The organism is Paenibacillus sp. P36, assembly GCF_045866505.1.
Lineage (GTDB): Bacteria > Bacillota > Bacilli > Paenibacillales > NBRC-103111 > Paenibacillus_E > Paenibacillus_E chondroitinus.
The window spans coordinates 393,449-416,403 of sequence record NZ_AP038372.1; the positions used below are offsets into that span (position 1 = coordinate 393,449).

Annotated in this window: 22 protein-coding genes and 1 pseudogene; 17 read left to right on the forward strand and 6 right to left on the reverse strand. The window is 49.1% G+C overall.

What is annotated here, in order from left to right:
• The first annotated feature begins 214 nt into the window (after positions 1–214).
• On the forward strand, positions 215–1,951 hold the full coding sequence (locus tag ACKTT9_RS01795) for a methyl-accepting chemotaxis protein (RefSeq protein ID WP_407870268.1): 1,737 nt from the start codon (positions 215–217) through the stop codon (positions 1,949–1,951).
• 60 nt (positions 1,952–2,011) lie between these two features.
• On the opposite strand, the gene ACKTT9_RS01800 is transcribed toward ACKTT9_RS01795, so the two are convergent.
• Positions 2,012–3,301: a LysM peptidoglycan-binding domain-containing protein gene (locus ACKTT9_RS01800; RefSeq protein ID WP_407870269.1), complete on the reverse strand. Its 1,290-nt coding sequence runs from the start codon at positions 3,299–3,301 to the stop codon at positions 2,012–2,014.
• 188 nt (positions 3,302–3,489) lie between these two features.
• Here ACKTT9_RS01800 and ACKTT9_RS01805 point away from each other — a divergent pair, with 188 nt between their 5' ends.
• The 6 genes and pseudogenes from ACKTT9_RS01805 (at position 3,490) to ACKTT9_RS01830 (ending at position 6,394) form a co-directional block, all read left to right on the forward strand.
• A complete protein-coding gene (locus ACKTT9_RS01805) occupies positions 3,490–4,263 on the forward strand; it encodes a hypothetical protein (protein WP_407870270.1) in 774 nt (257 codons plus the stop codon).
• 10 nt (positions 4,264–4,273) lie between these two features.
• A complete protein-coding gene (locus ACKTT9_RS01810; RefSeq protein WP_220138884.1) occupies positions 4,274–4,729 on the forward strand; it encodes a hypothetical protein in 456 nt (151 codons plus the stop codon).
• Between the two features lie 110 nt (positions 4,730–4,839).
• Positions 4,840–5,049, forward strand: a pseudogene (locus tag ACKTT9_RS01815) (YiaA/YiaB family inner membrane protein); the annotation flags it as partial.
• Positions 5,050–5,088: 39 nt separating this feature from the next.
• Positions 5,089–5,292: a YiaA/YiaB family inner membrane protein gene (locus ACKTT9_RS01820; RefSeq protein ID WP_407872939.1), complete on the forward strand. Its 204-nt coding sequence runs from the start codon at positions 5,089–5,091 to the stop codon at positions 5,290–5,292.
• 117 nt (positions 5,293–5,409) lie between these two features.
• The gene (locus ACKTT9_RS01825) at positions 5,410–5,889 is read left to right on the forward strand and encodes a CBO0543 family protein (RefSeq protein WP_407870271.1); all 480 of its coding nucleotides are present in this window, start codon (positions 5,410–5,412) and stop codon (positions 5,887–5,889) included.
• 10 nt (positions 5,890–5,899) lie between these two features.
• Entirely contained in the window at positions 5,900–6,394 is a 495-nt protein-coding gene (locus tag ACKTT9_RS01830; RefSeq protein ID WP_407870272.1) for a CBO0543 family protein, read from the forward strand.
• A 1,338-nt stretch (positions 6,395–7,732) separates the two neighbouring features.
• Here the strand turns inward: ACKTT9_RS01830 and xylA are convergent.
• Positions 7,733–9,052, reverse strand: coding sequence for a xylose isomerase (gene xylA / locus ACKTT9_RS01835; protein WP_407870273.1), 1,320 nt, complete (start codon positions 9,050–9,052; stop codon positions 7,733–7,735).
• Positions 9,053–9,224: 172 nt separating this feature from the next.
• Between xylA and ACKTT9_RS01840 the strand changes: the two genes are divergently transcribed.
• From ACKTT9_RS01840 to ACKTT9_RS01850, 3 genes are all read left to right on the forward strand, one after another.
• Complete coding sequence (locus ACKTT9_RS01840) at positions 9,225–10,400, forward strand: ROK family transcriptional regulator (protein WP_315955032.1); 1,176 nt, start codon at positions 9,225–9,227, stop codon at positions 10,398–10,400.
• Between the two features lie 127 nt (positions 10,401–10,527).
• Positions 10,528–11,040 (forward strand): hypothetical protein, encoded by a 513-nt coding sequence (locus ACKTT9_RS01845; RefSeq protein WP_407870274.1) that lies wholly within the window; start codon positions 10,528–10,530, stop codon positions 11,038–11,040.
• 67 nt (positions 11,041–11,107) lie between these two features.
• Positions 11,108–11,614: a Crp/Fnr family transcriptional regulator gene (locus ACKTT9_RS01850; RefSeq protein WP_407870275.1), complete on the forward strand. Its 507-nt coding sequence runs from the start codon at positions 11,108–11,110 to the stop codon at positions 11,612–11,614.
• On the opposite strand, the gene hmpA is transcribed toward ACKTT9_RS01850, so the two are convergent.
• Positions 11,609–12,823, reverse strand: a complete 1,215-nt coding sequence (hmpA, locus tag ACKTT9_RS01855; RefSeq protein ID WP_407870276.1) for an NO-inducible flavohemoprotein — start codon at positions 12,821–12,823, stop codon at positions 11,609–11,611. The genes ACKTT9_RS01850 and hmpA overlap by 6 nt on opposite strands.
• A gap of 204 nt (positions 12,824–13,027) precedes the next feature.
• On the reverse strand, positions 13,028–13,360 hold the full coding sequence (locus ACKTT9_RS01860) for a hypothetical protein (protein WP_407870277.1): 333 nt from the start codon (positions 13,358–13,360) through the stop codon (positions 13,028–13,030).
• Between the two features lie 103 nt (positions 13,361–13,463).
• On the opposite strand from ACKTT9_RS01860, the gene ACKTT9_RS01865 reads away from it, so the two are divergent.
• Together ACKTT9_RS01865 and ACKTT9_RS01870 are read left to right on the forward strand one after the other, a co-directional pair.
• Entirely contained in the window at positions 13,464–14,963 is a 1,500-nt protein-coding gene (locus ACKTT9_RS01865; protein ID WP_407870278.1) for a hypothetical protein, read from the forward strand.
• Positions 14,964–14,984: 21 nt separating this feature from the next.
• Positions 14,985–15,719, forward strand: coding sequence for a metallophosphoesterase family protein (locus tag ACKTT9_RS01870; protein ID WP_407870279.1), 735 nt, complete (start codon positions 14,985–14,987; stop codon positions 15,717–15,719).
• A gap of 170 nt (positions 15,720–15,889) precedes the next feature.
• On the opposite strand, the gene ACKTT9_RS01875 is transcribed toward ACKTT9_RS01870, so the two are convergent.
• Positions 15,890–16,525 (reverse strand): FMN-dependent NADH-azoreductase, encoded by a 636-nt coding sequence (locus ACKTT9_RS01875; protein ID WP_407870280.1) that lies wholly within the window; start codon positions 16,523–16,525, stop codon positions 15,890–15,892.
• A gap of 255 nt (positions 16,526–16,780) precedes the next feature.
• Here ACKTT9_RS01875 and ACKTT9_RS01880 point away from each other — a divergent pair, with 255 nt between their 5' ends.
• From ACKTT9_RS01880 to ACKTT9_RS01900, 5 genes are all read left to right on the forward strand, one after another.
• Positions 16,781–17,815 carry an agmatine/peptidylarginine deiminase gene (locus ACKTT9_RS01880; protein ID WP_407872940.1) on the forward strand — a complete coding sequence of 345 codons (1,035 nt, stop codon included), beginning with the start codon at positions 16,781–16,783 and terminating at the stop codon, positions 17,813–17,815.
• 6 nt (positions 17,816–17,821) lie between these two features.
• On the forward strand, positions 17,822–18,697 hold the full coding sequence (gene aguB, locus ACKTT9_RS01885; protein WP_181646602.1) for an N-carbamoylputrescine amidase: 876 nt from the start codon (positions 17,822–17,824) through the stop codon (positions 18,695–18,697).
• 3 nt (positions 18,698–18,700) lie between these two features.
• Complete coding sequence (locus ACKTT9_RS01890; RefSeq protein ID WP_407870281.1) at positions 18,701–19,321, forward strand: LysE/ArgO family amino acid transporter; 621 nt, start codon at positions 18,701–18,703, stop codon at positions 19,319–19,321.
• Between the two features lie 88 nt (positions 19,322–19,409).
• A complete protein-coding gene (locus ACKTT9_RS01895; protein WP_407870282.1) occupies positions 19,410–19,835 on the forward strand; it encodes a YkvA family protein in 426 nt (141 codons plus the stop codon).
• A 344-nt stretch (positions 19,836–20,179) separates the two neighbouring features.
• Complete coding sequence (locus ACKTT9_RS01900; protein WP_407870283.1) at positions 20,180–21,697, forward strand: malate:quinone oxidoreductase; 1,518 nt, start codon at positions 20,180–20,182, stop codon at positions 21,695–21,697.
• A 130-nt stretch (positions 21,698–21,827) separates the two neighbouring features.
• On the opposite strand, the gene ACKTT9_RS01905 is transcribed toward ACKTT9_RS01900, so the two are convergent.
• Positions 21,828–22,898, reverse strand: coding sequence for a branched-chain amino acid aminotransferase (locus tag ACKTT9_RS01905; protein ID WP_407870284.1), 1,071 nt, complete (start codon positions 22,896–22,898; stop codon positions 21,828–21,830).
• Between the last annotated feature and the right edge of the window lie 57 nt (positions 22,899–22,955).

Genomic DNA, 22,955 nt, shown 5'->3' on the forward strand with positions numbered 1-22,955 from the left:
CCTAATTAGTATCGGATAATCAGGACTCGAAATGAATAGCTGTCACAATATCTACCGAATTTTAACCTTGGGATGATAAAAAAAGTTCCACTTCTTCATAAAACAACTTAAAACAATTAATAAAAATAAAATAAATAAAAATTAGTTGTGTTTATTGTCTACTTTTTGAATGACCTGTATATTTAAAAGCAGATTACTCAGGGGAGATGAGAAAATGAAGAAGATCAGATTTATAAGCATCGTTGGGAACTTGAAAATTAGCATGAAAATATTGGCGTTGAATGTGTTGGCTGTCGTTTTCCTCATCGTTCTGACGGTGACGAGCTTCTTTTTTCTCAGTGAAATCAACAAGAAAGCGGAAAGAATGTACCAAAGCGATTATTTGCCAACAACTTGGATCAATGAAGTGGAGAGTAACGTACATACGATAAACGACAGGCTCCTGGAGCATGTCTTAACACCGGATAACCACTACAAGGATGTACTAGATAATGAGATCAGCAAGACGCGTGTCAAAACCAATCAATTATTGAAAGATTACGAAGTATCTCTAGAAGGAGAGCCTGTAGGGACTTTATGGATATCCAAGTTAAAAGAGGCGTTAATCTCTTACGAGGAAAATCAGCGAAAAGTGGAGTCTCTGTCGGAGTCGGGGCAGACCCAAGAGGCATATCAGTACTATAAAACACACATCAAAGGCACGATGGATGATATCCACGGTTATGTGGAGAGGTTGCTGAACGACCGTTTGGAAACATCGGAGACGATAAACAAAGAGCGCAACCAGCAGTACCGACATCTGATCTGGACATTGATCATATCCTCGGTTTGTGCGATCGGCATCTTTTATGTGATAGGAAGATGGTTATCAGCGCTCATTGTCAGACCGCTGCATGTTATGCAGGGGCTCATGGCCGAAGCGGAGGCGGGGAACCTTTCTCTGTCCGTTGACGGGGCTGTTTCGAAGGATGAGGTTGGCAATTTGCAGCGCTCGTTCCAATCCATGTTAATCAGCCTGCGGGCGTTTATCGGGAATGTTCAGCAAGGCGCGCAGGTCCTCACCCAGCAGGCCGAACAGTTCGCCAGCCATGCGGAGCAAAGCAAATTGGCTGCGGAAACGATCGCTGTTTCAACAGACTCCTTGTCGCAAGGTATTCAGGAGCAAGTGGCTATTGTCACAGAGACGTTATTTACCATCCAAGTTGTGAAGGAGGAAATGGCTGCTATTAGCGCAGACAGCCGTCATATGGCGCAGTTGGCCGAATCGGCAGCAGATGTGTCATTAGCCGGAATGGAGGCTGTAGGGAGAATGCGGGAGCGGATTGGGCTCGTTTCTGACAAAGTTTCGGCGGCAGGGACGATTGCGAACGAACTGCGTGACAGCTGTGGCCAAATAGGTTCCATCATTCGCGTCATTACGGAAATTGCGAAGCAAACCAATATGCTGGCATTGAATGCTTCAATCGAGGCCGCCAGAGCAGGGGAGGCGGGCAAAGGTTTCAGCATTGTAGCGGGAGAGGTGCAGAAGCTGTCTGGACAAACGAATGATGCGGCGAAACAGATTGCAAGCCTTCTTCGTGAGATTGAAGACAAGGCTGGGGATGTGGATACGGCGATGTTTCAAGGGATGAAGCTGACGGAAGATGGCGTGATCGCTTCACAACAAGTGAACGACTCACTGCTGTCGATGAAGCAAGCTTTTGGCGGGGTCCTAATGAAAGTGGAGGATGTGAGTGCAGCGATCGCCCAAGTCACGACCCGCAGCGACGAAGTCGTTACGCATATGGAGCGCGTTACGGAGTCTGCGAACATAGGAGCGGCTGCGAGCCAGGATTCAGCGGCAGCCAATGAAGAGCAACTCGCCATGATGGAGGAGATCTCCACCTCCTCCAGGACGTTGTCCGACATGGCAGGACAGCTTCGGGAAGCAGTTGACCGTTTCCGTGTATAAATGATTAAAGGATAGAGCCGCCAGTAGTCTTCTGGCACTCTATCCTTTTTTCATATGTGTTTAGGCACGTTTGACGACTTTGAAATTTTCCTCCAGGAGCAGCCAGTTTTGAGGGAATCTAAGGCCCAGCTTCCAATAACTGATACCACGTAAGCCCAGTTCTTTCAGCAAACGGAACTTTGCCTGTATAGAGCGGGCATCCTCAAACCAGACCGTATGCTCTTTGCCGGCATCATCCCAATAGTTGAAGTGAGGAGCCTGCGCTGAGTAATCGTATAAAATCTGCGCATTGTATTTGCGGGCCAAATCGATCGCAGCTTGCGGGGAGACGGCTTTGGCGAACGGACCGCCTTTCACGAAAGGCAGCGTCCAGTCATAGCCGTACAGATTCTGGCCCATCATCACTTTGGATGCCGGCATTTCACTTATGGCATACTCGAGTACTTTGCGCACAGGACCGATGGGGGAGACCGCCATAGGGGGACCGCCGCTATAGCCCCATTCGTACGTCATAATGATAACAAAGTCGGCGATTTGACCATGCGCTCTATAGTCGTGAGCGGAGTACCACTCGCCCGCTTGGGTGGCGCTTGTTTTGGGCGCGAGCGCCGTCGACATCAGGTAGCCTTGCTGATGGATCAGATCGGCCGCCTTCCGCAGGAAGCGGTTGTAGGCATCGCGATCATTCGGATATAGATGCTCTATATCGAAGTGAATATCTTTGAAGCCAAGCTCCTTGGCCGTGGATAGAATCGTTTGGAGCAAGCGGTTCTGAACGGTTTCGTCCGTGAGAATCACATGCCCAAGCTCCGCACTGAACTGATCCTTCTCCAGGTTGGTCACAACCATCATCAGGGTGGCCCCATGCTGCGAGGCGATGCCGCCGAGATCGTCGAGAGGAGGAGGCTGCAAAGTCCCATCCCGCTGAATGCGGAAGGAGAAAGGGGCTAAGTAAGTAAGGTGTGGAACTGCTTCCCTGGCGGCTTGAGTCAGGGCTGGTGACACTTCGTTCCCCCTTGCTTCCAAGTAGGCATTTACTTCCGCTTGTGTGCGGGGAGCTGGCGGGATATATAATCGGAAGCCGACGGGTAAAGGCTGGTACAGGGTGAGTCCATTGATAGATGCAAGTTCGTGGAGGTCAAGACCGAGCTTATGAACAATCGAATAGAGGCTTTCGCCGGGCTGTACCCAATAGTACGAGCCTACGATTGGAATGACCAATGCCTGTCCGATGACCAGTGATTGGCTGGGCGTCATCTCATTGGCTGCTGCAATCGTATCCACGGACACACCGTATGTTTGCGAAATGCGATATAACGTCTGTCCTCTTTGGACAACGTGGATTTGCATGGGGATTCCTCACTTTCTTACGTAAGCAAGGAACCGGATCCGAGCCTACTTTTTTCTTTACCATATTCCAAATCGGGCGAGTGGGTGTATGTCTACACACAAACAATTGTCGAAAAGGCATGCATATCTTACACACCAGCGAAGATAATAGAATAACTGGAAACTTATTCTTCATAAGGATGCTGCACATGCCACAGAAACCCCGCCGTCAAATCGCTTTCGTCAGTTTATTAGGCATTACCCAGCTGCATTTGCGGAATCCCTATATCATTGCTTGGTGGTCTGCGGCTTTCCCGGGCTTCGGACATTTGCTGCTATCCAAGTACTTTCGCGGCTTCATGCTGATTGGTTGGGAGATGCTGATTAATAGCCAAATGCATTTGAACGAAGCTATTGTGTATACCTTTACGGGGCAATTCGAGAGAGCCAATGAGGTGTTAAACATTCGCTGGATGTCTCTATATGCTCCTGTTTATTTATTTTCCATCTATGACAGCTATCGCACCGCTGTGGATATGAATCATCACTATTTGCTTGCCAGGCGGGAAAACGCGCCGATTGAACCCTTCAAAATGTCTGGCATGGAAATAAACTACTTAGATAAACGCTCCCCTTGGCTGGCCGTTGTCTGGTCGCTGCTGATGCCGGGAATGGGGCAGCTCTATACCCAACGTATTATTAATGCCTTCTTTGTTCTTGGGAACTGGATCCTTGTATCCTATTGGTCCCATTTACTTGAAGGAATTCATTATCTCTTGTATTGGGACCTATCTAGAGCGAGCAGCGTTCTACATATGCACTGGATTCTATTTCTGCCGTCCATTTATGGGTTTGCTGTTTATGATGCTTACGTCAATACGGTCGAATATAACAAGCTATTTGATCATGAACAGGCTGTGATGTTAAAAACCAGCTACCAACCCTCACAGTTTTCATTTCCTAAATCACCGCTTCGAAAATAAGGAGGATACCATGCATGTCATAGCATCATTTGAACATTCCATTTATTTGGAGCTGGCGATAACGGCTGTTGAAGAAGCGGGTATTCTTAAGGAAAATATCTATGCGGTCCCGCTGCAGGAGAGACCTGGCAAGCCGGGAATGTTCGACAGCATCCATGGATCGGACGGCATTAGTTTATTTGATGCGGGCGCAGCCTTGGCAACAGCCTTCACGGTTATAGGCTCCACCTATGGTTTTGTGTTAAAAGGAGGAGCGATTCTTTGGGGGCTTATTGGCGCAGCAGCGGGGTTCACGATCGGGGTGATTATTGATATTTTGCATAAAAAGAAGAAAGGAGTGAAACATCCAGCGCCGGGAAAAAAGACCGAAGTGGTCGTTCTTGTCAACTGTACCAAAGAGGAGGCGAAGTACATCCAGACGATGTTTTGGGAACATATGGCGTTGGGTGTGGCTGTTTGCGATTGATGGGTACTATTGGTAAATAGTACTTTTTGGGATGTCTCCATTCTCCTATACTAAGTATCAAGAGCAAGATACTAAACGGCTGCAGCAGCAGCCACAGGAGGATTTCAGAGATGATACTCAATACTCGCAAACGGAATACAACGGCATTTACATTTATGGCATGGGCATCTTTTATCGGCGCTTTTCTGGCCATGTTTATCGGAATATATACGTTAGAGGAATCACTAAGTGTAAAAGGTTATTTTGCCGTCTGCGCTTTATTCCTGACGATGTCGGCGTTCGTTCTGCAGAAGGTTATTCGCGATAATTTGGAAGACAGCTATGATTCCCGGAAACGCAACACATCGGCTTTCACCTTCTTGGCCTGGAGCTCTTTCGCTCTTGCGCTGCTCGGCATGTTCATCGGCATCATTAATCTCGAACAACTGCTTTCTGTAAAAGGGTATTACGCGGTTACGGCCTTATTTCTTACGATGTCTTCCTTCGTGCTTCAAAAAACAGTGCGTGACAACAACGACGACGCTCCGCTGCAAGCTGTAGAAAAAGTTTCCGAAGAGCTGTAGGACAAACGAGTTTTTTCTAAAAGGACGGCGAAGTCGTTCCTCCTTGTCTCAGGGTTAAATGGAAGCAATTCGGGCATATTGGGAAATAGGAGATTTCATGCAGAAAGGCTGAGTACCATGACAGTGGAACGGGTAATTTTGATCGCCATTTGGATCGTTTGCATCATTATCATACCGATTAAGATACCCAAACATCGGACTCGGGAAGCCGTTCTGTTATTCTTATCAACGCAAATGGTCGCTTGGATCATGAGCTTGCTGTTAGTCGAATGGCAGGCCATTGCCAATCCGATTCGTGAATTTCCTGCTGCCTCGGGGAGTAATTTCACTAATAACTACATCTTTTTCCCAATGGTCTCAACGCTGTTTGCACTTTATTATCCAAACCGGAACTCGGGTGTAATCAAGTTTTTTTATCATCTTCGCGTTGTTTTGTGCTTGGCGATCTATTTAACTTTGGTTTCCAGTTTTACAGAAATTCTGAAATATGTGCATTTCAATATCGTCCTTCATACGGTTCTCTTATGGCTGGTCTTAAATGCGGTAAGAACGTATGTGGAGTGGTTTTATCAAAGGAAGATACAGAAGGAAGGGTAGAACGACGGTTATGAATGTTAAGGTAGACTATTTCATTATCTTAGCCGTGTGGGTGATCTCTGCCATTGGAATGCTCCTTGTGCCCAAAAGCGACCGTCGTAAAGCGCATGTTGCGTTTCTATTTCAGCAATTTTTAAGCTGGATTCTGGGCCTTATCGTTGTGGAACACAAATGGCTGGAATATCCGGTTAGAGAGCTTCAGCGCAATTACTCGAGTTTGACGTTTGAATTTATCGGCTATCCGATCATTGCCGTTTATTTGAATATTTACTATCCGAAGGTGAAAAAGGGGTTGGCTCGCTTTCTCTTCGTGCTGGCCTTTCCGACGGCGATCACGGTGATTGAGGTTATCCTTGAAGCGCATACCCAGGTGATCAAATATCATACTTGGAGTTGGTATTGGACGTTCATTAGCATATGGGCGACTCTGCAGCTATCCCTTGTGTTTAATCATTGGTTTTTTGCGCGTGATGATGGGGGGAAGCAGCCGGAGGTGCAGCGTTAGTGTTGTAAAGCAAGATGAGCTGCGGCGGCGGGGAGCTTAATCGCGCGGTGATTTTCGCTGAAACGTTGTTTTTCAGCATGAAAGTGTGGTCAACGCTCGGAAGTTCTGCGGTAATGCTGTAGAACAAGCTTAGCTGCTGCGGGGAAGGCCGGTCCCGCCGTGTTCCTTGCTGTAACGTTGTTTATCAGCATGAAAGTGTGGTCATCGCTCGGAGGTTCTGTGTTAACGCTGTAGAACAAGTTTAATTGCTGCGGGCAAGGCCGGTCCCGCCGTGTTTCTTGCTGTAATGTTGTTTATCAGCATGAAAGTGTGGTCATCGCTCGGAAGTTCTGCGGTAATGCTGTAGAACAAGCTTAACTGCTGCGGGGAAGGCCGGTCCCGCCGTGTTTCTTGCTGTAATGTTGTTTATCAGCATGAAAGTGTGGTCATCGCTCGGAAGTTACTCGTAAACATTGAAAAACAAGTTTAATTCTCCCGTGGATAGCCGCATGAAACGAACCTAGCTACTTCCAATTGCCAAGTCTAGCTTGAGGCAATGACTCCGTCTACCTATGTTGTATTTTCTACAACCATTTAACCACAATTGGCTTGTTCGGATAAGCTACATTGCACTTTCTGCAACGATTTGTGCTTAAAAGTTACCGTTTGAGCACAAATCCAGCGCCCTCATTGCACTTCGTACAATGAAGGGAAAAGAAAACCGCAAAACCCTCTAACATCGTTGCACAATGTACAACATAGGGGGGCTTACAGCACTAAAACAAGTTTAGCTATCCCGTGGATAGCCGCACGAAACCAAGCTAGCTACTTCAAAGCAGTTTAGTCTTGCCTGAGGCAACGGCTCCGTCTGCCTACGTTGTACTTTCTACAACCATTTGGCCACAATTGGCTTGTTCGGATAAGCTACATTGCACTTTCTGCAACGATTTGCCCTCAAAAGTTACCATTTGAGCACAAATCCAGTGCCCTCCTTGCACTTCGTACAATGAAGGGAAAAGAAAACCGCAAAACCCCCTAACATCGTTGCACAATGTACAACATAGGGGGACTTACAGCACTAAAAGAAGCTTAACTATCCCGTGGATAGCCGCAAGAAATCAAGTAGCTAACTCAAAGTACAACATAGGTATACTTGCAGCACTTAAAACAAGCTCCCACCTAGCATGTCCTGTTATCCCCCGACGAGGGAGTCAATCCGCAATCAAGCCTGCTAATCAAACGCCTGCCCAGCAGCCGCAGCGCAGACAAAAAAAGACTGCCCCTCAGGCCATTTCTGGCCATAGGAGACAGTCTTATGTTGTGCTCGGCGCGAGTACCGCACGCCTAATCAGCAGGTAATTATGAGTTAATCAGGTACTGGTTAACCGTAGCCTTAATCAATTCCAAACGGCCGGATTGGTTAACGATGTTGTGGCTGTTCTCAAGCGCGTAAGCTTCAAGTGTTTTGAAGTTTGCTTTGCCGGACACGATATCCGCGCCGATGCCGGATTTGAAGGAAGCATAGCGCGTGTCGAGAATGTTATCGAATACGCGGTCTTCGATCATTTTGGCAGCGACTTGCAAGCCACGTGCGAAGGAGTCCATACCTGCGATGTGAGCATAAACCACATCAATAGGCTCGAAGGACGTACGGCGAACCTTGGCGTCGAAGTTCACGCCGCCTCTGCCGATTCCGCCTTCGTTAAGAAGGATTTCGTACATCGCAAGTGTCGTTGCGTATAGGTCAGTCGGGAACTCGTCGGTATCCCAGCCGAGCAATAGATCGCCTTGGTTCGCATCGATGGAACCAAGAACACCGTTAATACGGGCAACGCGAAGCTCGTGCTCGAAAGTGTGTCCAGCCAGCGTAGCATGGTTAGCTTCCAGGTTTAATTTGAAATACGGAAGCAGGTCGTATTTTTGCAAGAATGAAAGCGTAGTAGCCGCATCGAAATCGTACTGATGCTTGGAAGGCTCTTTCGGCTTAGGTTCGATCAAGAATTGGCCGGTGTAGCCGATTTCTTTGGCATAATCAACCGCCATATGCAGGAAGCGGGCAAGGTTGTCGAGCTCCAGACCTAGGTCCGTGTTCAACAGCGTTTCATACCCTTCACGGCCGCCCCAGAAAACGTAGTTCTCAGCGCCAAGTTCTTTGGCATGATCCAAAGCTTTTTTCACTTGTGCAGCAGCATAAGCAAAAACGTCAGCATTATTAGTTGTAGCAGCGCCGTGCACAAAACGCGGGTTCGTGAACATATTCGCCGTGTTCCACAGCAGTTTTTTGCCGGAAGCTTGCATCTTGTCTTTGATCAGACCTACGATTTCGTCCAGGTATTGGTTCGTTTCTTGCAGCGTGCTGCCTTCTGGCGCGATGTCGCGGTCATGGAAAGCGAAGTAGTCTACATCAAGAATGTTCAGCAGTTCAAAACATGCGTCAACGCGCGCTTTCGCCAGTTCAAGGCCGGAATATTGATCCCAAGCGCGAACAGCTGTACCGCTGCCGAACGGATCGGAGCCGTTAGCAGAGAAGGAGTGCCAGTAAGCGATTGCAAAACGCATATGTTCACGCATCGTTTTGCCTAGAATCACTTGGTCAGGGTTATAAAATTTAAATGCCAGCGGGTTCGTCGATGTGCGGCCTTCGTATTTGATTTGTTGGATGTTATCAAAGTAGCTCATGAATTCAGCCTCCAAAATGAGTTTATAAATGCTTATGAAGTCATCATAGCATCATTCGCAAAGTTTGTAAATTCATTAAACAAACTTAGTTAGTGCGTGAGGATGCCATTCGTGTTAAAATCAGTTCAATTACAAGAAAAGACAAGCTAATGGAGCGGTGTGGGGGCTAGTTATGAAACAAACAGGTGATTTGAATTTAGTGAAAAAAATAAATAAATCCATCGTGCTGCACCATATTCGCACGGATTCGCCGATATCCCGCGCACGGATCGCGGAGATTACAGGGCTTACGAAAGCGACGGTATCCAGCCTCGTGAACGAGTTGATCGAAAGCAGCCTGGTCGATGAAATCGGCGCCGGCGAGTCCAGCGGCGGGCGCAAGCCGATGATGCTGCTGTTCAATGGGACGGCTGGATATGCCATCGGCGTCGATCTTGGCGTCCATGATATACTGGCTGTTTTGACAGATTTAACCGGCAAGGTGATCAGCGAAAAAAGAGTTCAACATGACAACGCTTCGGTTGAATCCGTCATTCAGCTGCTGAAGGTAACGATCCGCAAGCTGATCGACAGTGCGCCGGCGAGCACTTACGGCATCATCGGTATCGGCATTGGCGTGCCGGGTATCTGCGATGATGACGGCAATCTGCTGTTCGCTCCTAACTTAAGCTGGGAGAACGTGCCATTGCAAAAGGATATCGAGGAAGCGTTCGGCATTCCTGTCGTCATTGATAATGAAGCGAATGCAGGTGCTGTAGGAGAGAAGCAGTTCGGAGCGGGGAAAGACACCGCGAATCTGGTGTATATCTCGATCGGGATCGGGATTGGCGCCGGCATTATCATTAAGGGAGAGCTGTACCGTGGAGCAACCGGATTCTCCGGTGAGATCGGGCACATTTCGATCCAACATGACGGACCGAAATGTCGCTGCGGGAGCTTAGGCTGCTGGGAGCTGTACGCGTCCGAACATGCGCTGCTGGAGCAAGCCCGCCTGGAATTGGGAGAGCCCGCGCAGCTCGATATGCTGCTGAGCAAGGCGGAAGCCGGCGATCAGAAGGTCATCGCACTGTTCGAGAGACTCGGGTATTATCTCGGCGTAGGTGTTGTTAACATCATTAACGGTTATAATCCCGAGTTCATCATTCTCGGAGGACGCTTGGCGGGAGCGGAGAAGTGGCTCATGAAGCCGCTGCTTCAACTGTTGGAGAAACGTTCATTGCCGCTTCCACGGAAGCTGCTGAACGTGGAGTTTTCGCAGCTGAGCGACCGTTCGACCGTTCTGGGGGCAGCATCGTTTGCGGTATCGAAGTTTTTTGCCTCAACGACGGTGTCTATAGATGGTAACTAATCATTAACGTGGTTAATATATACGAAAATTGGATTTGACCATCCCATCCGATCTTATGTAAAATAAGAAGGGTTTTGAGCCTCTTATGACTCTTCCTATGACTTACAATAAAGGACGGAACTCATCGATGCTTTTACGTTCACTCGTCATTTGCTGTTATTTAATGGGTGCTTACTGGGCATCCTATCATTTTCCATCGCTCCGGATGGTCTTTTATCCCACGCTCGGTGCTTTCAGCTTCCTTTTCATGCATCGTGTGGATCAAATTAAAGATGTCGGACGAATCACCCTTGGGGCGATTATTGCAGTCACCCTTGGAAGCGTGATGTACAGCATTAGTCATGGCACGCTCTCCTTTTTTCTAACGGCTATTATTACGATTTCACTTATTCAGGTTTTAAAATGGAACGCTGCTCCGATCTTGTCGGTGTCGTTTATTCCTTTTTTTGCGCATACGACTTCGATTTGGGCTCTACCGGTAGCCGTATTGGTTTCTCTGCTTGGACTCATCATATTTGTGTGGCTCATCGCGAAAGTCGAGCAAGTACCGGTCGTCTCCAGATGGTCGGAAGCCTTCTCGCAGTTTCTCAGCAAGATGATCCCGACCCCAACCCCAACGGCTATAAAAAAAGAACTTTAAACCAAACAAATAAAAGCGACCAGCCTAAGAACTGCTGTCGCTTTTTCGCGTAGAGGAGACTGAAAGGATGAAGCTTCACAAAGGCGAGACGTTGTTTCGTCAAGGGGAATCAGGGGGCTTGTACCGACTCAAAAGCGGACTGCTCAAAATTGTCCGTGTACACGAAGACGGCCATGCCACACTTGTTAATATCATTGTGCCGGAGGAGACGATTCCTCACCATTCTCTGATTAGCCCCAAGCCCTATTATGGGACGGCAGTCGCACTGGTAGCCAGTGAAATTGAAACCATTCCTTCCGAGGACTGGTACCGTGAACTGGATCACAACCCTGAGCGCTTCCGGATCATTGCGCAGCAATTGCAAGAGAAGCTAAGGATGATGCAACAGCGGATTGATCAATTGACCGAAGTAACCCCGACGGTGAAGCTGCAAAAGCTGGAACAGTGGATGCACAGTTACCTGGGCGCCACGGTTTTAACGGATGTGCTGACACAAGAAGAGATTGGCCAATTGATCGGGCTGCGCCGGGAAACCGTCAACCGGCTTCTAAGGGAGAAAGTGGCGAAATTATAAGCTGCCGGCAGGGCCGAAGAACTCAAAGTGCCGGTCCTCTTCCGGGATCCCCCACTCGCGAAGGGCGCTGTTTACAGCTTTCATGAAGGGCACGGGACCGCAGAAATAGAAGCTTGCCGCGGACGTAGGCACAACGCTTTGAAGCCAATCTAGACTAACGTGACCTTCTCGATGAAAAGAGTTCTCTGCCTGATCCGATGCCGTAGGTTTATCGTAGCACCAATAATAGCTCAGTGCTGGATGCTGTGAGGCGAGCTCCTCAACATGCCCCTTGAAGGCATGATGCTGACTGTTCTGAGCGGCATGAATGAACGTCACTTGACGCTCGGGATTCGTGGCGGCCAATGTTTGCAGCATGCTAACCATCGGTGTTAATCCTACGCCGCCGCTGATGAGCACGACAGGACGGGTATCCTGCTGGTTCAAGGTGAAATCACCCGCTGGCGCAGAGATTAGAACAACATCGCCTTCCTTTGTCTCCTTATGCAGGAACATCGAAACTTTCCCGTCAGGTCGTTCGGCCATGAGATTTTCCCGTTTTACCGAAATGCGGTAATAAGGCTTTCCTGGAGCGTCCGAGAGGCTGTACTGGCGGATATGTGTGAACGTGTCACCTGGAATCTCGAGTTTGACGCTGATATATTGCCCCGGTTCAAATGTTGGGAGTGGAGCCCCGTCCTCAGGCATAAGATAAAAGGAAGTAATCACATCGCTTTCCTTCACCTTCCGAGCAATTCGAAAACGTTTAAAATCCGACCAACCGCCCGTTTGCGTTTCTGTTTGGCGATACATATCCGCTTCAACTCCGATGAAAGCATCCGCGATAATGCCATAGGCTTCGGCCCAAGCTTGCAAAATCTCCGGCGTAGCCGCTTCTCCGAGCACTTCTTGAATGGCGGCAAGCAGATGTTGGCCGACAATCGGGTAATGCTCCGGCTTCACGCCAAGGCTGCGGTGTTTATGAGCAATCTGTTTCACAACGGGTAAAATGGCTTCGAGCCGGTCAATATGAAGCGCAGCGGCGTAAACGGCATTCGCCAAAGCGGTTTGCTGTCTGCCCTGTTTTTGATTAGCATGGTTAAATATGTTCAGCAGTTCGGGGTGTGAAGTGAATAACATTTCATAGAAGCGTTTCGTAATGGATGTACCATGTATCTCTAATACGGGAGCTGTGGATTTAATGATATCGATGGATTGTTGACTTAGCATAGGGACTCGCCTCACTTCAGAAAGTTTTGGTGGTTATGAGGTAAGTATAGTAAAAACCAAAGAGGTGTGGTGTGATTGTAATCACATGAAAAGACAACAATCTGTGTCTGTATTCATTTCAATCTTTTTCGCGTTATACTAGAAATGAACAAATTTCCATATCATTATAAGAGACAGGAGCGCATAGATGCCTGACTGGTCTTATCATTCGATATTTAAACCACTTTTGTTTCGTTTGCCGTCCAAGATCGCGCGGGACCTTACATTACACACGATGGGCGGATTAAGCCGCATGCCGGGCGGTACCTTCGTGATCAAAACGATGGGGCATTTCGAGCAGTCGGCCGTGCTGCAAGATGAAATCGCCGGAGTGCCAATTCCGTGTCCCGTCGGCCTAAGCGGAGCGCTCGATCCCGAAGGCATCGCGCACAAAGCGCTGGCCCAGCTCGGGATCGGCTTCATCGAGCTAGGCCCCGTCACCGTGCGCGAAGTGCGCTGTGACGCGCCTATCGAGCGCGTCCCCGAGCAGGAAGCCATCGTGTACCCCGATGGCTACGTCAATGCTGGCGCAGACGCGATCGCCGAGCGGCTGCGCAAAGGCACGGGGCATCGCCTGCCGCACTTCGTGCGGCTCCGGCCGATGCCGGGCAGCACGCCGCGCGAAGCGCTGCTTCAGCAGCAGGAGCTGCTGGAGAAGCTGACGCCGTACGCGGCGGGCTTCTACATCGATGGCCTCGCCGAAGGCTGGCCACCGGACGAAGCTTTGGCGTACCTCCGCGAGGTACGCCAGTTGGCAGCAGCAGCGGGCAAGCCGGCGCTGCTGTACATCCCGCCGCAGCTGCCGGAGGGCATGCTGCGCGAGCTCCAGCCGGCCAGCTGGAGCGGGGTCGTCGCCGGCGAAGCGCTGCGCGAGGAGGGCAGCCGCCGCATCTGCGTTGGCGGCCAGGCTGTCCTCAGCGCACAGCTGAGCCTGGTTCGCCGTCTCCGCGCAGCTGGTGCGGCCACGATCATTGCGGCTGGCGCGGTGAGCCAGCCGCAGGATGCGCTAGAGCTGCTGGCCGCGGGCGCGAATAGCGTACAGCTGCACAGCGGGCTCGTATACGCCGGGCCAGGGCTGCCAAAGCGAATCAACGAAGCGATTCTTTATGAGCGCATTCGTGACACAGCTGAGCCGGAGCCGCCGTCGTTTTGGGCGAATTGGGGCTGGATGAGCTTGCTCGGCATCGGCATGATGATCGGCGGTGTGCTGGCTTGGCTGATCGCTTCAACGAGCGTGCTTTTGCCCTATGATGAAACCTTCCTTGGCGTGAGCCGGAGTGTCATAAATCGATTTAACGGGCATATTATACATTTCATGTCTCATGACCGTATTACCTTAGCGGGGACCATGATCTCGATAGGCATCTTCTATTACCAACTGGCCGCGCATGGTTTGCGGTTTGGCTCGCACTGGGCTCGTACCGCGCTGCTTACTTCATGCACAGTAGGCTTCAGCAGCTTTTTTCTGTATCTTGGTTATGGCTATTTCGACCCGCTGCATGCCATTGCAGCTGCTGTGCTTCTCCCCATGCTGCTGCTCACTCTGCGAGGGTTGAAGGATTATCCTTCACGGAAGCCTCCGGGTTTACGGAATGACGCCGTCTGGTACAGAGCCCAGTGGGGGCAGTGCTGTTTCGTCGTCCTTGGGTTTGGTCTGGCGATCGGCGGGCTGACTATTTCTTTTGTCGGGATTACGCAGGTATTCGTACCGACCGATTTAGCATATCTGGGTGTAACCGCTGAGCTTCTTGGAGATTGGAACGAGCATCTGATTCCGCTTATCGCGCACGACAGGGCTGGTTTTGGAGGCGCCTTATTTTCTTTGGCTGTAGCCATTGCGGCTTCCGCGCTCTGGGGAGTGAACCAAGGCGAAAGCTGGCTGTGGTGGACGTTCCTGTGGGGCGGAGTACCAGGCTTTGCAGCAGGGTTGCTGGTCCATTTTCATATTGGCTATACAGATTTCATTCATTTGCTTCCCGTTTACATAGCTGTGCTGCTGTATGTCATTGGCCTATACCTGTTGTATCCGTTTCTAGTTCGGAGGGCGGGGAAAGAGGGGGAAGTGACAGTAACGGCATCATCAGCGGAGGAATCATTTTAATCTAAAGGCAGGTGCGGCTTGATGGAGAAACTAGCCCTTATTTCAGATATCCATGGCAATATGCCTGCATATGAAGCGGTTATGCACGATATTCAGGAACGGAATGTGACGCAAATCATTTGTCTCGGCGATCTCGTCGGCAAAGGACCGCATTCCGAACAGGTCGTGGACCGTGTACGGGAATCCTGCGATGTAGTGATCAAAGGAAATTGGGATGATTTCATTGGAAACCAAGTAACGGATCCGGTTTTACTTTGGCAGCAGGAACGGCTGGGGATAGAGCGGACGACGTATCTAAAGCAGCTGCCTTTTTCCTATGAATTTTGGATGAGCGGTAAATTCGTAAGATTGTTCCACGCTTCGCCTAGAAGCGTCTACGAACGCATTCAGCCGTGGGACTCTATGGAGAGCCGGTTGTCGATGTTCGAATCCTCCGAAGCTTGCGGTGACCCCAGGGAAGCGGATGTGGCAGGTTATGCCGATGTCCATAATGCTTTTCTGCAAATACTCAAAGGACGGATGCTTTTCAACACAGGCAGTGTGGGCAACCCTCTAGATATGACGCAGGCTTCTTATGTCCTATTGGAGGGAAATTATCACAGCAAAGAGCCTGGTACGTTTAATCTTCAGCATGTGAGAGTTCCATACGATATCGAGCTTGCTGTACAGCATGCCAAGGATGAGCAGATGCTGGACGCGGATGCTTATATTCTGGAGCTGAGAACGGGACAATACCGGGGTCGGAAGAAAACATAGACCAAAAAAGCTAAGCAGACCGTATACCGGTTTACTTAGCTTTTTTTGTGTTGGAGGGAACTGTGATCCTCTATTTCCATGGCAAGGCACAGTTTCTACTTGGAAGGGGAACTACGTTCCTCTATTTAAGTGTTTTTACTTAAAAAGTAGTTTCGCCGACAATCTTCCCTTTAGAAGCTCTTCGCCAAATCCTTGGCTTTAGCAATCGCTTCTTCTTTAATTTGCTCTGCCTTATCAGCGAACTGAGCGGTTCCCTCAACGAAAATCCCTTGGAAGTCAGTAATTCCGAAGAAAGACATAATGATGCCAATATAACGATGGCCCATCTCCATGGCTGCCGCCGGACCTTCCGAGTACACGCCGCCTCGGGCTTGGATGTGCAGCGCTTTTTTGCCTGGCAGCAAGCCTACAGGCCCGCTTTCTGTGTATTTGAAGGTTTTGCCGGCTGTACACAGCGAGTCGAGATAGGCTTTCATGATGGGAGGAAAGGAAAAGTTCCACATCGGCGTCACAAAAACATATTTATCCGCGGCAACAAACTGGTCGGTTAATTCGCCGAGGCGAGCTACCTTAGCCTGTTCTTCCTTGCTTAGCGAAGCAAATTCTTGGCCGCTCCGTAATTTGCCCCATCCGCTGAATACATCGGCGTCAATGTGCGGCACCGAGATTTTGTACAAGTCGATGGGAATCACTTCGTCGTTCGGATTAGCCTCGCGATAAGCATCGATAAAGCTTTTCCCTACAGCCATACTGTAGGAAGTCTGATGATCGTGAGGGTGTGCGGTAATGTGTAAAATAGTTGCCAAATTCGGTCATCCTCCCTAATGTGTTGTGCGCTGTTCATCAAGCCTTTTTTAATGTTCATTAATCGGAAGCAAACTATACGATGCTAATTCTGGATGGCTTTTAGGTCTTGCTGGAATTGGATAGCAGATCGTTCTCAAAATTGTAAACCTCTGTACATTGAGTGGAGGCTCCTTTTGGTATATGATGAAAGACGGTGCTTTTTGGCCCTCAAAAATACGCATATAAATTTTATATAAAGTGAGATGGATGAAATGATGAAACCTAAGGATTTAGGCTATAAAATGCCTGCAGAGTGGACAACTCATGAACGTACTTTCATTTCGTGGCCTGTTCAAGCTTCTATGGTTTACCCTGAGGATCATGCTGTTGTAACAAAAGGCTACGCGGATTTGGCTAAGGCTATCGCGGAATTCGAGCCTGTGACGGTCGTTGTCAACCCTGCGGATGCCGAACAAGTGAAGGCGATGTTTACTGAGCCTAACGTTGATTTCCTAATAATTGAACATAACGATGCCTGGTTCCGTGATAATGGCCCTACCTTTTTGCTGAACGAACAGCAAGAAATCGCCGCGGTGAATTGGAAATTCAATGCATGGGGCGGCAAATATGCGCCTTGGGATCTGGATGATAACGTGGCTCCGCAAATTTTGGAGCACCATGGCGTGAAGCGTTTTGACGCTCCGCTGGTGATGGAGGGCGGCTCCATTCATGTCGATGGAGAAGGCACGCTTTTGACCACGGAAGAATGTTTGCTTAATACGAACCGTAATCCGGAGTTAAGTCGCGAAGCGATTGAAGAACTCGTGAAGGACTTCGTGAATGTCGAGAAAATCATTTGGCTGAACAAAGGACTCGACGGCGACGAAACGGACGGCCATGTCGATAATATCGCTTGCTTCGCTGCCCCGGGCAAAGTCATCTTGCAAGTGTGCAATGACCCTTCCGATGCGAATTATGCCATCACACAGGAGAATCTGGAGATTCTGCGCAAGGCGACAGATGCCAAAGGCCGTTCTTTCGAGATTATCCAAATCGAACAGCCGCCCCTTACTTTCTTTGAAGAGCAGCGACTAACGCTTAGTTATTTGAACTTTTATTTCGTGAACGGCGGCATCATTTTGCCGGTGTTCGGCGGGACAGCCGAGGAAACGGATCGCAAAGCCGAGGAAGTGCTGAGCGCAGCATTCCCAGACCGCAGAATCCGCAAAATCAACGGCATGTCCATTATCAAAGAGGGCGGCAACGTCCACTGCACAACGCAGCAAATGCCAGCAAGCCGGAAAGGGTGATACATCGTGAGAAACGTTAAAGTAGCAGCCACACAAATGAGCTGTACCACAAACATTGATGAAAACATTCGCAAAGCAGAAGCTTTGGTTCGCCAAGCGGCTGCGAAGGGCGCGCAAATCATTTTGATTCAAGAGCTTTTCGAAACGCCTTATTTCTGCCAAAAAGAAAAATCCGATTACTACGTGTATGCGACGGAACTCGAGAATAATAAAGCCATTAATCATTTCCGTGAGATTGCCAAAGAGCTTAATGTCGTGCTGCCGATTTCTTTTTATGAGAAAAAAAATTATGCGCGCTACAATTCGCTTGCCGTTATTGACGCCGATGGTCAAGTGCTCGGCACTTACCGCAAAAGCCACATTCCGGACGGTCCGGGGTATGAAGAGAAGTTTTATTTCAATCCTGGCGACACCGGCTTCAAAGTGTGGAAAACCCGTTACGCCAAAATCGGCGTAGGCGTATGTTGGGACCAGTGGTACCCGGAAGCTGCAAGAGTGATGGCATTGATGGGCGCTGAGCTTCTGTTCTACCCAACGGCAATCGGCTCTGAGCCGCAGGATGGCTCCATTGATTCCAAAGATCACTGGCAAATGTGCATGCGTGGACACGCCGCGTCGAACCTGATGCCGGTTATTGCTTCGAACCGCATTGGGAAAGAAGTAGACGAAGATTCCAGCATCGACTTCTATGGTTCTTCTTTCATTGCCGGCCCGCAGGGCAACATGATCGAGGAGGCAGGCCGCACGGAAGAAACGGTGCTTGTCGCCGAATTCGATTTGGATCAGTTGGAAATTCAACGGATCGAATGGGGTATTTTCCGCGACCGTCGTCCGGATCTTTACAAAAAAATTGCGACCTATGATGGAGATCAGGTGCTGTAATTTATGCTCATTCCCTTGTTGAAAGGTATTCTGCTTGGGCTCTCGATCGCAGCGCCGGTGGGGCCCATTGGTATTTTGTGCATTCGAAGAACCATTACCTTGGGCCGCTTGCATGGCTTTTTGTCAGGACTGGGAGCTGCGACAGCTGACGCTTTCTACGGCTTCATCGCCGGATTCGGTCTGACGTTGGTCACCGGTTTTCTCCTTGACCAGAAGGTGCTGCTGCAAGCGGTGGGCGGTTTATTCCTGATCTACTTGGGTGTGCAAACCTTTCGTTCCCGGCCTGCTACGGAAGCGGCCAGAGCTTCTGGTGACACGCTGCTCAAATCGTATGCGTCGACCCTCATGCTCACCATCACCAACCCGATGACCATCATGTCGTTCCTCGGCGCTTTTGCCGGTTTAGGCATGGGTGGCGCGCAAAGCGGCATGGCTGCGGCCATCGCTCTGGTGATTGGCGTATTCGCGGGTTCAGCCTTATGGTGGCTGGCGCTTAGCTTCGTGATCGGGATGTTTCGCGATCGTATCCATGTTTCCGTGTATCGCTGGATTAACCGAATATCGGGTGTCATTTTAACCATATTCGGCCTTGTAGCCATTGTTGGGCTGCTCCTTGGGGGGTAGCCTTTTGTCTTGCGGGTGCGAGAGGATGCAACTTAGCTCATCACCATCGATAGTGGTATAATGGGGATAAGAATGGAGTGATCGCGAAATGGACGCTTCTAAATATCAAAAGTATTTTAATCGGGATGATTTCTGGTCCAAATTGAAAAAAGGCGCTAAAAAGGCAGGAAGCAAAGTGATTTACAGTTGCTTGTTGCTTTATTATGCCGTCGAGAGTCCTCGAACACCGCTAAAAGCTAAAGTACAAATCTACGGGACACTCGGCTATCTCATTCTACCGTTGGATCTTATCCCTGATTTGCTGCCGATTGTCGGTTATGTCGATGATTTGAGCGCGCTTGGATTGGCTCTCGCCGTCGTCGCGAAGAATATTGACGAGGATGTGAAGATCAAGGCCAAGAGCAAGCTGAGGGATTTTTTCGGAGATGAAGCCGTGAAATCCAAAGATATTATCGATATTGACGGTAAGTTGGTGGCTGATCAGAAAAAAGAAGAAGCACCTGTGCAGAAGTGAGACGAGTTCATTTTTAACAGAAAGCGCCCCGCAGTCTATGGCTGTGGGGCCAAATACTATCATTTAGTTTCGTGCAAGATGTAAAGATAGGCATAATTGGTTCGGAAACTGCTTTCGTGGAAGCTTCTACGCACGATGTAAGGAATAACCTGCAAGGCTTCTTGGCCTTACTTCTTGTCGTACAGCTTATAACTATCATATAATAGTTAAATAAATATTTTATAAATAGGGTTAGTTTTGATCCAGAAAAGATGTGTGACTAGCTTGCTCCCTGGCTTGCTGTAGCGTCTTACCAAGAACGCCTACATCCTTTCTGCAAATCTTAGGGTATAAGGACGGTTAAAATGAGCAACAGACAAATGAAAACAGATGTTATCTTAATTGGTGCCGGAATCATGAGTGCGACCTTGGGGTCACTGTTGAAAGAGTTAGTGCCGGAATGGAAAATTACAGTGATTGAGAAGCTCGCAAGTGCTGGCGAGGAAAGCTCTAACGAGTGGAATAATGCGGGAACGGGACATTCTTCATTGTGCGAGCTTAACTACACCGTCGAAAAATCGGACGGATCCATAGATATCAGCAAAGCTATCAAAACGAATGAAGAGTTTCAAGTTTCCAAACAATTCTGGTCTTATCTGGTCAATAGCAAGCTGATCCGCAATCCGCAAGACTTTATCTCACCGTTGCCTCATATGAGTCTAGTACAAGGGGCGCAAAATGTAGCATTTTTGAAAAAACGCTTTGAAGCACTAACGAACAATCCGTTGTTCCAAGGGATGGAATTTTCCGATGACCCGGCTAAACTGGCGGAATGGATTCCACTTATTATGAAAGATCGGGAATTGAATGAACCTATCGCAGCAACAAGAATTGAATCAGGCACTGATGTCAACTTTGGCGCGTTAACGCGTAACTTGTTTGCTCACCTAAAGGATCAAAACGCCGATATCTTGTACAAACATAGCGTGGATGATATCAAACGAGCGAGCGATGGCTCGTGGGAGCTCAAAGTACGGAACCTCGATAGTGGTAACGTCGATCATCACTCGGCCAAATTCGTCTTTATCGGCGCAGGCGGAGGCAGCCTCCATTTGCTGCAAAAATCCGGTATTCCGGAAGGAAGAGGGATTGGCGGATTCCCGGTAAGCGGGATATTCATGGTATGTCAGAAACCGGAAATTGTCGAGCAGCATTTTGCCAAAGTATATGGCAAGGCGCCGGTTGGTGCTCCTCCGATGTCGGTTCCGCATTTGGATACGCGATTTATCGATAAGAAAAAATCATTATTCTTTGGACCGTTTGCCGGCTTCTCACCGAAGTTCTTAAAAACCGGCTCCATGTTTGACTTAATCACTTCCGTCAAAACGGATAATCTTGTCACGATGCTCGCGGCAGGCAGCAAAAACATGTCATTGACCAAATACCTGATCAAGGAAGTTATGTTATCCAAAGAGCAGCGTATGGAAGCTTTGCGCGAATTTGTCCCTAACGCCAAAAGCGAGGATTGGGAACTGGTGGTTGCTGGCCAGCGCGTGCAGGTTATCAAAGACACAGCTGCCGGCAAAGGAACGCTTCAATTCGGTACGGAGCTTGTTAGCGCCGCTGATGGTTCAATAGCAGCTTTGCTTGGTGCTTCTCCGGGGGCATCGACAGCCGTTTCCGTTATGCTTGACTTGATCAAAAAATGCTTCCCGCAACAGGTCAAAGCGTGGGAACCAAAAATCAAGGAAATGATTCCTTCATTTGGCGTTTCCTTATTGAAAAACCCTGAGCTTATCAAACAAATTGATTCTTCAACAGCACGGGCGCTTGGTTTAGTTGAAAACTTGCCGTTATCGGTAGCAAGCCGCACCGTATCATAATAACCGGTGGTACACGGATTTAAGAGTTAAGCGATAGCTTAACTCTTATTTTGTTTGGCTGGTGAAACGAAAAAGAACCTTTCCAACCACCTAAGGGGAAGGAAAGGTTCTTCAAAATGCCGGGATGCGATTAGCAAGTTACCATCCAACTATGTTTATCCGCGATGCGGCCGTACTGGATGCCAGTAATCGTGTCGTAGAGCTTGTGGACAAGCTCACCGATCTGGCCATTGTTAATGACCATCGGAGTGCCCTGCCACAGCAGGCTGCCGATAGGCGAAACAACGGCGGCTGTGCCTGTGCCGAAGGCCTCTTCCAACGTGCCATTTTCATACGCTTGCACGATTTCGTCGATGGAGATTTTCCGCTCGATGACAGGGATGCCCCAATCGTTCAGCAAGTGGATAATGCTTTTGCGGGTAATGCCTTCCAAGATCGAGCCGCTGAGGCTTGGCGTCACAACTTCCCCGCCAATTTTGAAAAAGACGTTCATGCTGCCGACTTCCTCTAAGCTTTTCTTGTCGATAGCGTCCAGCCACAGTACCTGCGCACAGTCATGCTCTTTAGCGAGCACTTGCGCTTTCAAGCTTGCTGCGTAGTTCCCAGCAGCTTTGGCACCGCCAGTACCGCCTTGAACGGCTCTGGCGTAGTGGCTTTCTACGAGGATTTTGACAGGCTGAAGCCCTTCCTCATAGTAAGCGCCTACCGGCGACATAATGACAACGAAGGAGTAGCGCGAAGAAGGGCGCACGCCTAGACCGGCTTCAGTAGCAATCACGAAGGGACGAATATAGAGAGACGCACCCTGTTTGCTTGGTACCCAGTCAGCGTCGACACGTACGAGCTCTTGAATGGCGTTTACGATGAAGTCCTCATCGATTGGGGGCATGTTAAGCCGTTCACTGGAACGGTTGAGCCGTTTGGCATTTTGGTCGGGACGGAAAATTTGAATCTCTCCGCTTTCGGTGCGAAATGCTTTTAACCCTTCAAAAACAGCTTGCCCATAATGAAAAATCATCGCGGCAGGGTCATAAGAGAGCGGGGCATAAGGAACGATCCGCGGATCGTGCCAACCTTGTCCTTCGATGTAGTCCAGCACAAACATATGGTCTGTAAAGATACGCCCAAAGCCTAGGTCATCCTGGACGCCTGGTTTTGTTTTGAGGTGCGGATTGCGTTCAAATCGAATTTGTCCATACATGGCAAGTAACCACCTTTCGTTTACGATCTTAATCGTTATTCTATACTATAGAAAAAT

What these genes read in the sequence shown, in the direction of transcription:
- ACKTT9_RS01880 (WP_407872940.1), top strand. Translation starts at nt 16,781, where the DNA reads ATGAAACCTAAGGATTTAGGCTATAAAATGCCTGCAGAGTGGACAACT.
- ACKTT9_RS01805 (WP_407870270.1), top strand. Translation starts at nt 3,490, where the DNA reads ATGCCACAGAAACCCCGCCGTCAAATCGCTTTCGTCAGTTTATTAGGC.
- ACKTT9_RS01905 (WP_407870284.1), bottom strand. Translation starts at nt 22,898, where the DNA reads ATGTATGGACAAATTCGATTTGAACGCAATCCGCACCTCAAAACAAAA.
- ACKTT9_RS01800 (WP_407870269.1), bottom strand. Translation starts at nt 3,301, where the DNA reads ATGCAAATCCACGTTGTCCAAAGAGGACAGACGTTATATCGCATTTCG.
- ACKTT9_RS01870 (WP_407870279.1), top strand. Translation starts at nt 14,985, where the DNA reads ATGGAGAAACTAGCCCTTATTTCAGATATCCATGGCAATATGCCTGCA.
- ACKTT9_RS01830 (WP_407870272.1), top strand. Translation starts at nt 5,900, where the DNA reads ATGAATGTTAAGGTAGACTATTTCATTATCTTAGCCGTGTGGGTGATC.
- ACKTT9_RS01840 (WP_315955032.1), top strand. Translation starts at nt 9,225, where the DNA reads ATGAAACAAACAGGTGATTTGAATTTAGTGAAAAAAATAAATAAATCC.
- ACKTT9_RS01865 (WP_407870278.1), top strand. Translation starts at nt 13,464, where the DNA reads ATGCCGGGCAGCACGCCGCGCGAAGCGCTGCTTCAGCAGCAGGAGCTG.
- ACKTT9_RS01845 (WP_407870274.1), top strand. Translation starts at nt 10,528, where the DNA reads ATGCTTTTACGTTCACTCGTCATTTGCTGTTATTTAATGGGTGCTTAC.
- xylA (WP_407870273.1), bottom strand. Translation starts at nt 9,052, where the DNA reads ATGAGCTACTTTGATAACATCCAACAAATCAAATACGAAGGCCGCACA.
- ACKTT9_RS01810 (WP_220138884.1), top strand. Translation starts at nt 4,274, where the DNA reads ATGCATGTCATAGCATCATTTGAACATTCCATTTATTTGGAGCTGGCG.
- ACKTT9_RS01900 (WP_407870283.1), top strand. Translation starts at nt 20,180, where the DNA reads ATGAGCAACAGACAAATGAAAACAGATGTTATCTTAATTGGTGCCGGA.
- ACKTT9_RS01860 (WP_407870277.1), bottom strand. Translation starts at nt 13,360, where the DNA reads ATGGCTTCCTGCTCGGGGACGCGCTCGATAGGCGCGTCACAGCGCACT.
- ACKTT9_RS01795 (WP_407870268.1), top strand. Translation starts at nt 215, where the DNA reads ATGAAGAAGATCAGATTTATAAGCATCGTTGGGAACTTGAAAATTAGC.
- ACKTT9_RS01850 (WP_407870275.1), top strand. Translation starts at nt 11,108, where the DNA reads ATGAAGCTTCACAAAGGCGAGACGTTGTTTCGTCAAGGGGAATCAGGG.
- ACKTT9_RS01890 (WP_407870281.1), top strand. Translation starts at nt 18,701, where the DNA reads ATGCTCATTCCCTTGTTGAAAGGTATTCTGCTTGGGCTCTCGATCGCA.
- ACKTT9_RS01895 (WP_407870282.1), top strand. Translation starts at nt 19,410, where the DNA reads ATGGACGCTTCTAAATATCAAAAGTATTTTAATCGGGATGATTTCTGG.
- hmpA (WP_407870276.1), bottom strand. Translation starts at nt 12,823, where the DNA reads ATGCTAAGTCAACAATCCATCGATATCATTAAATCCACAGCTCCCGTA.
- ACKTT9_RS01825 (WP_407870271.1), top strand. Translation starts at nt 5,410, where the DNA reads ATGACAGTGGAACGGGTAATTTTGATCGCCATTTGGATCGTTTGCATC.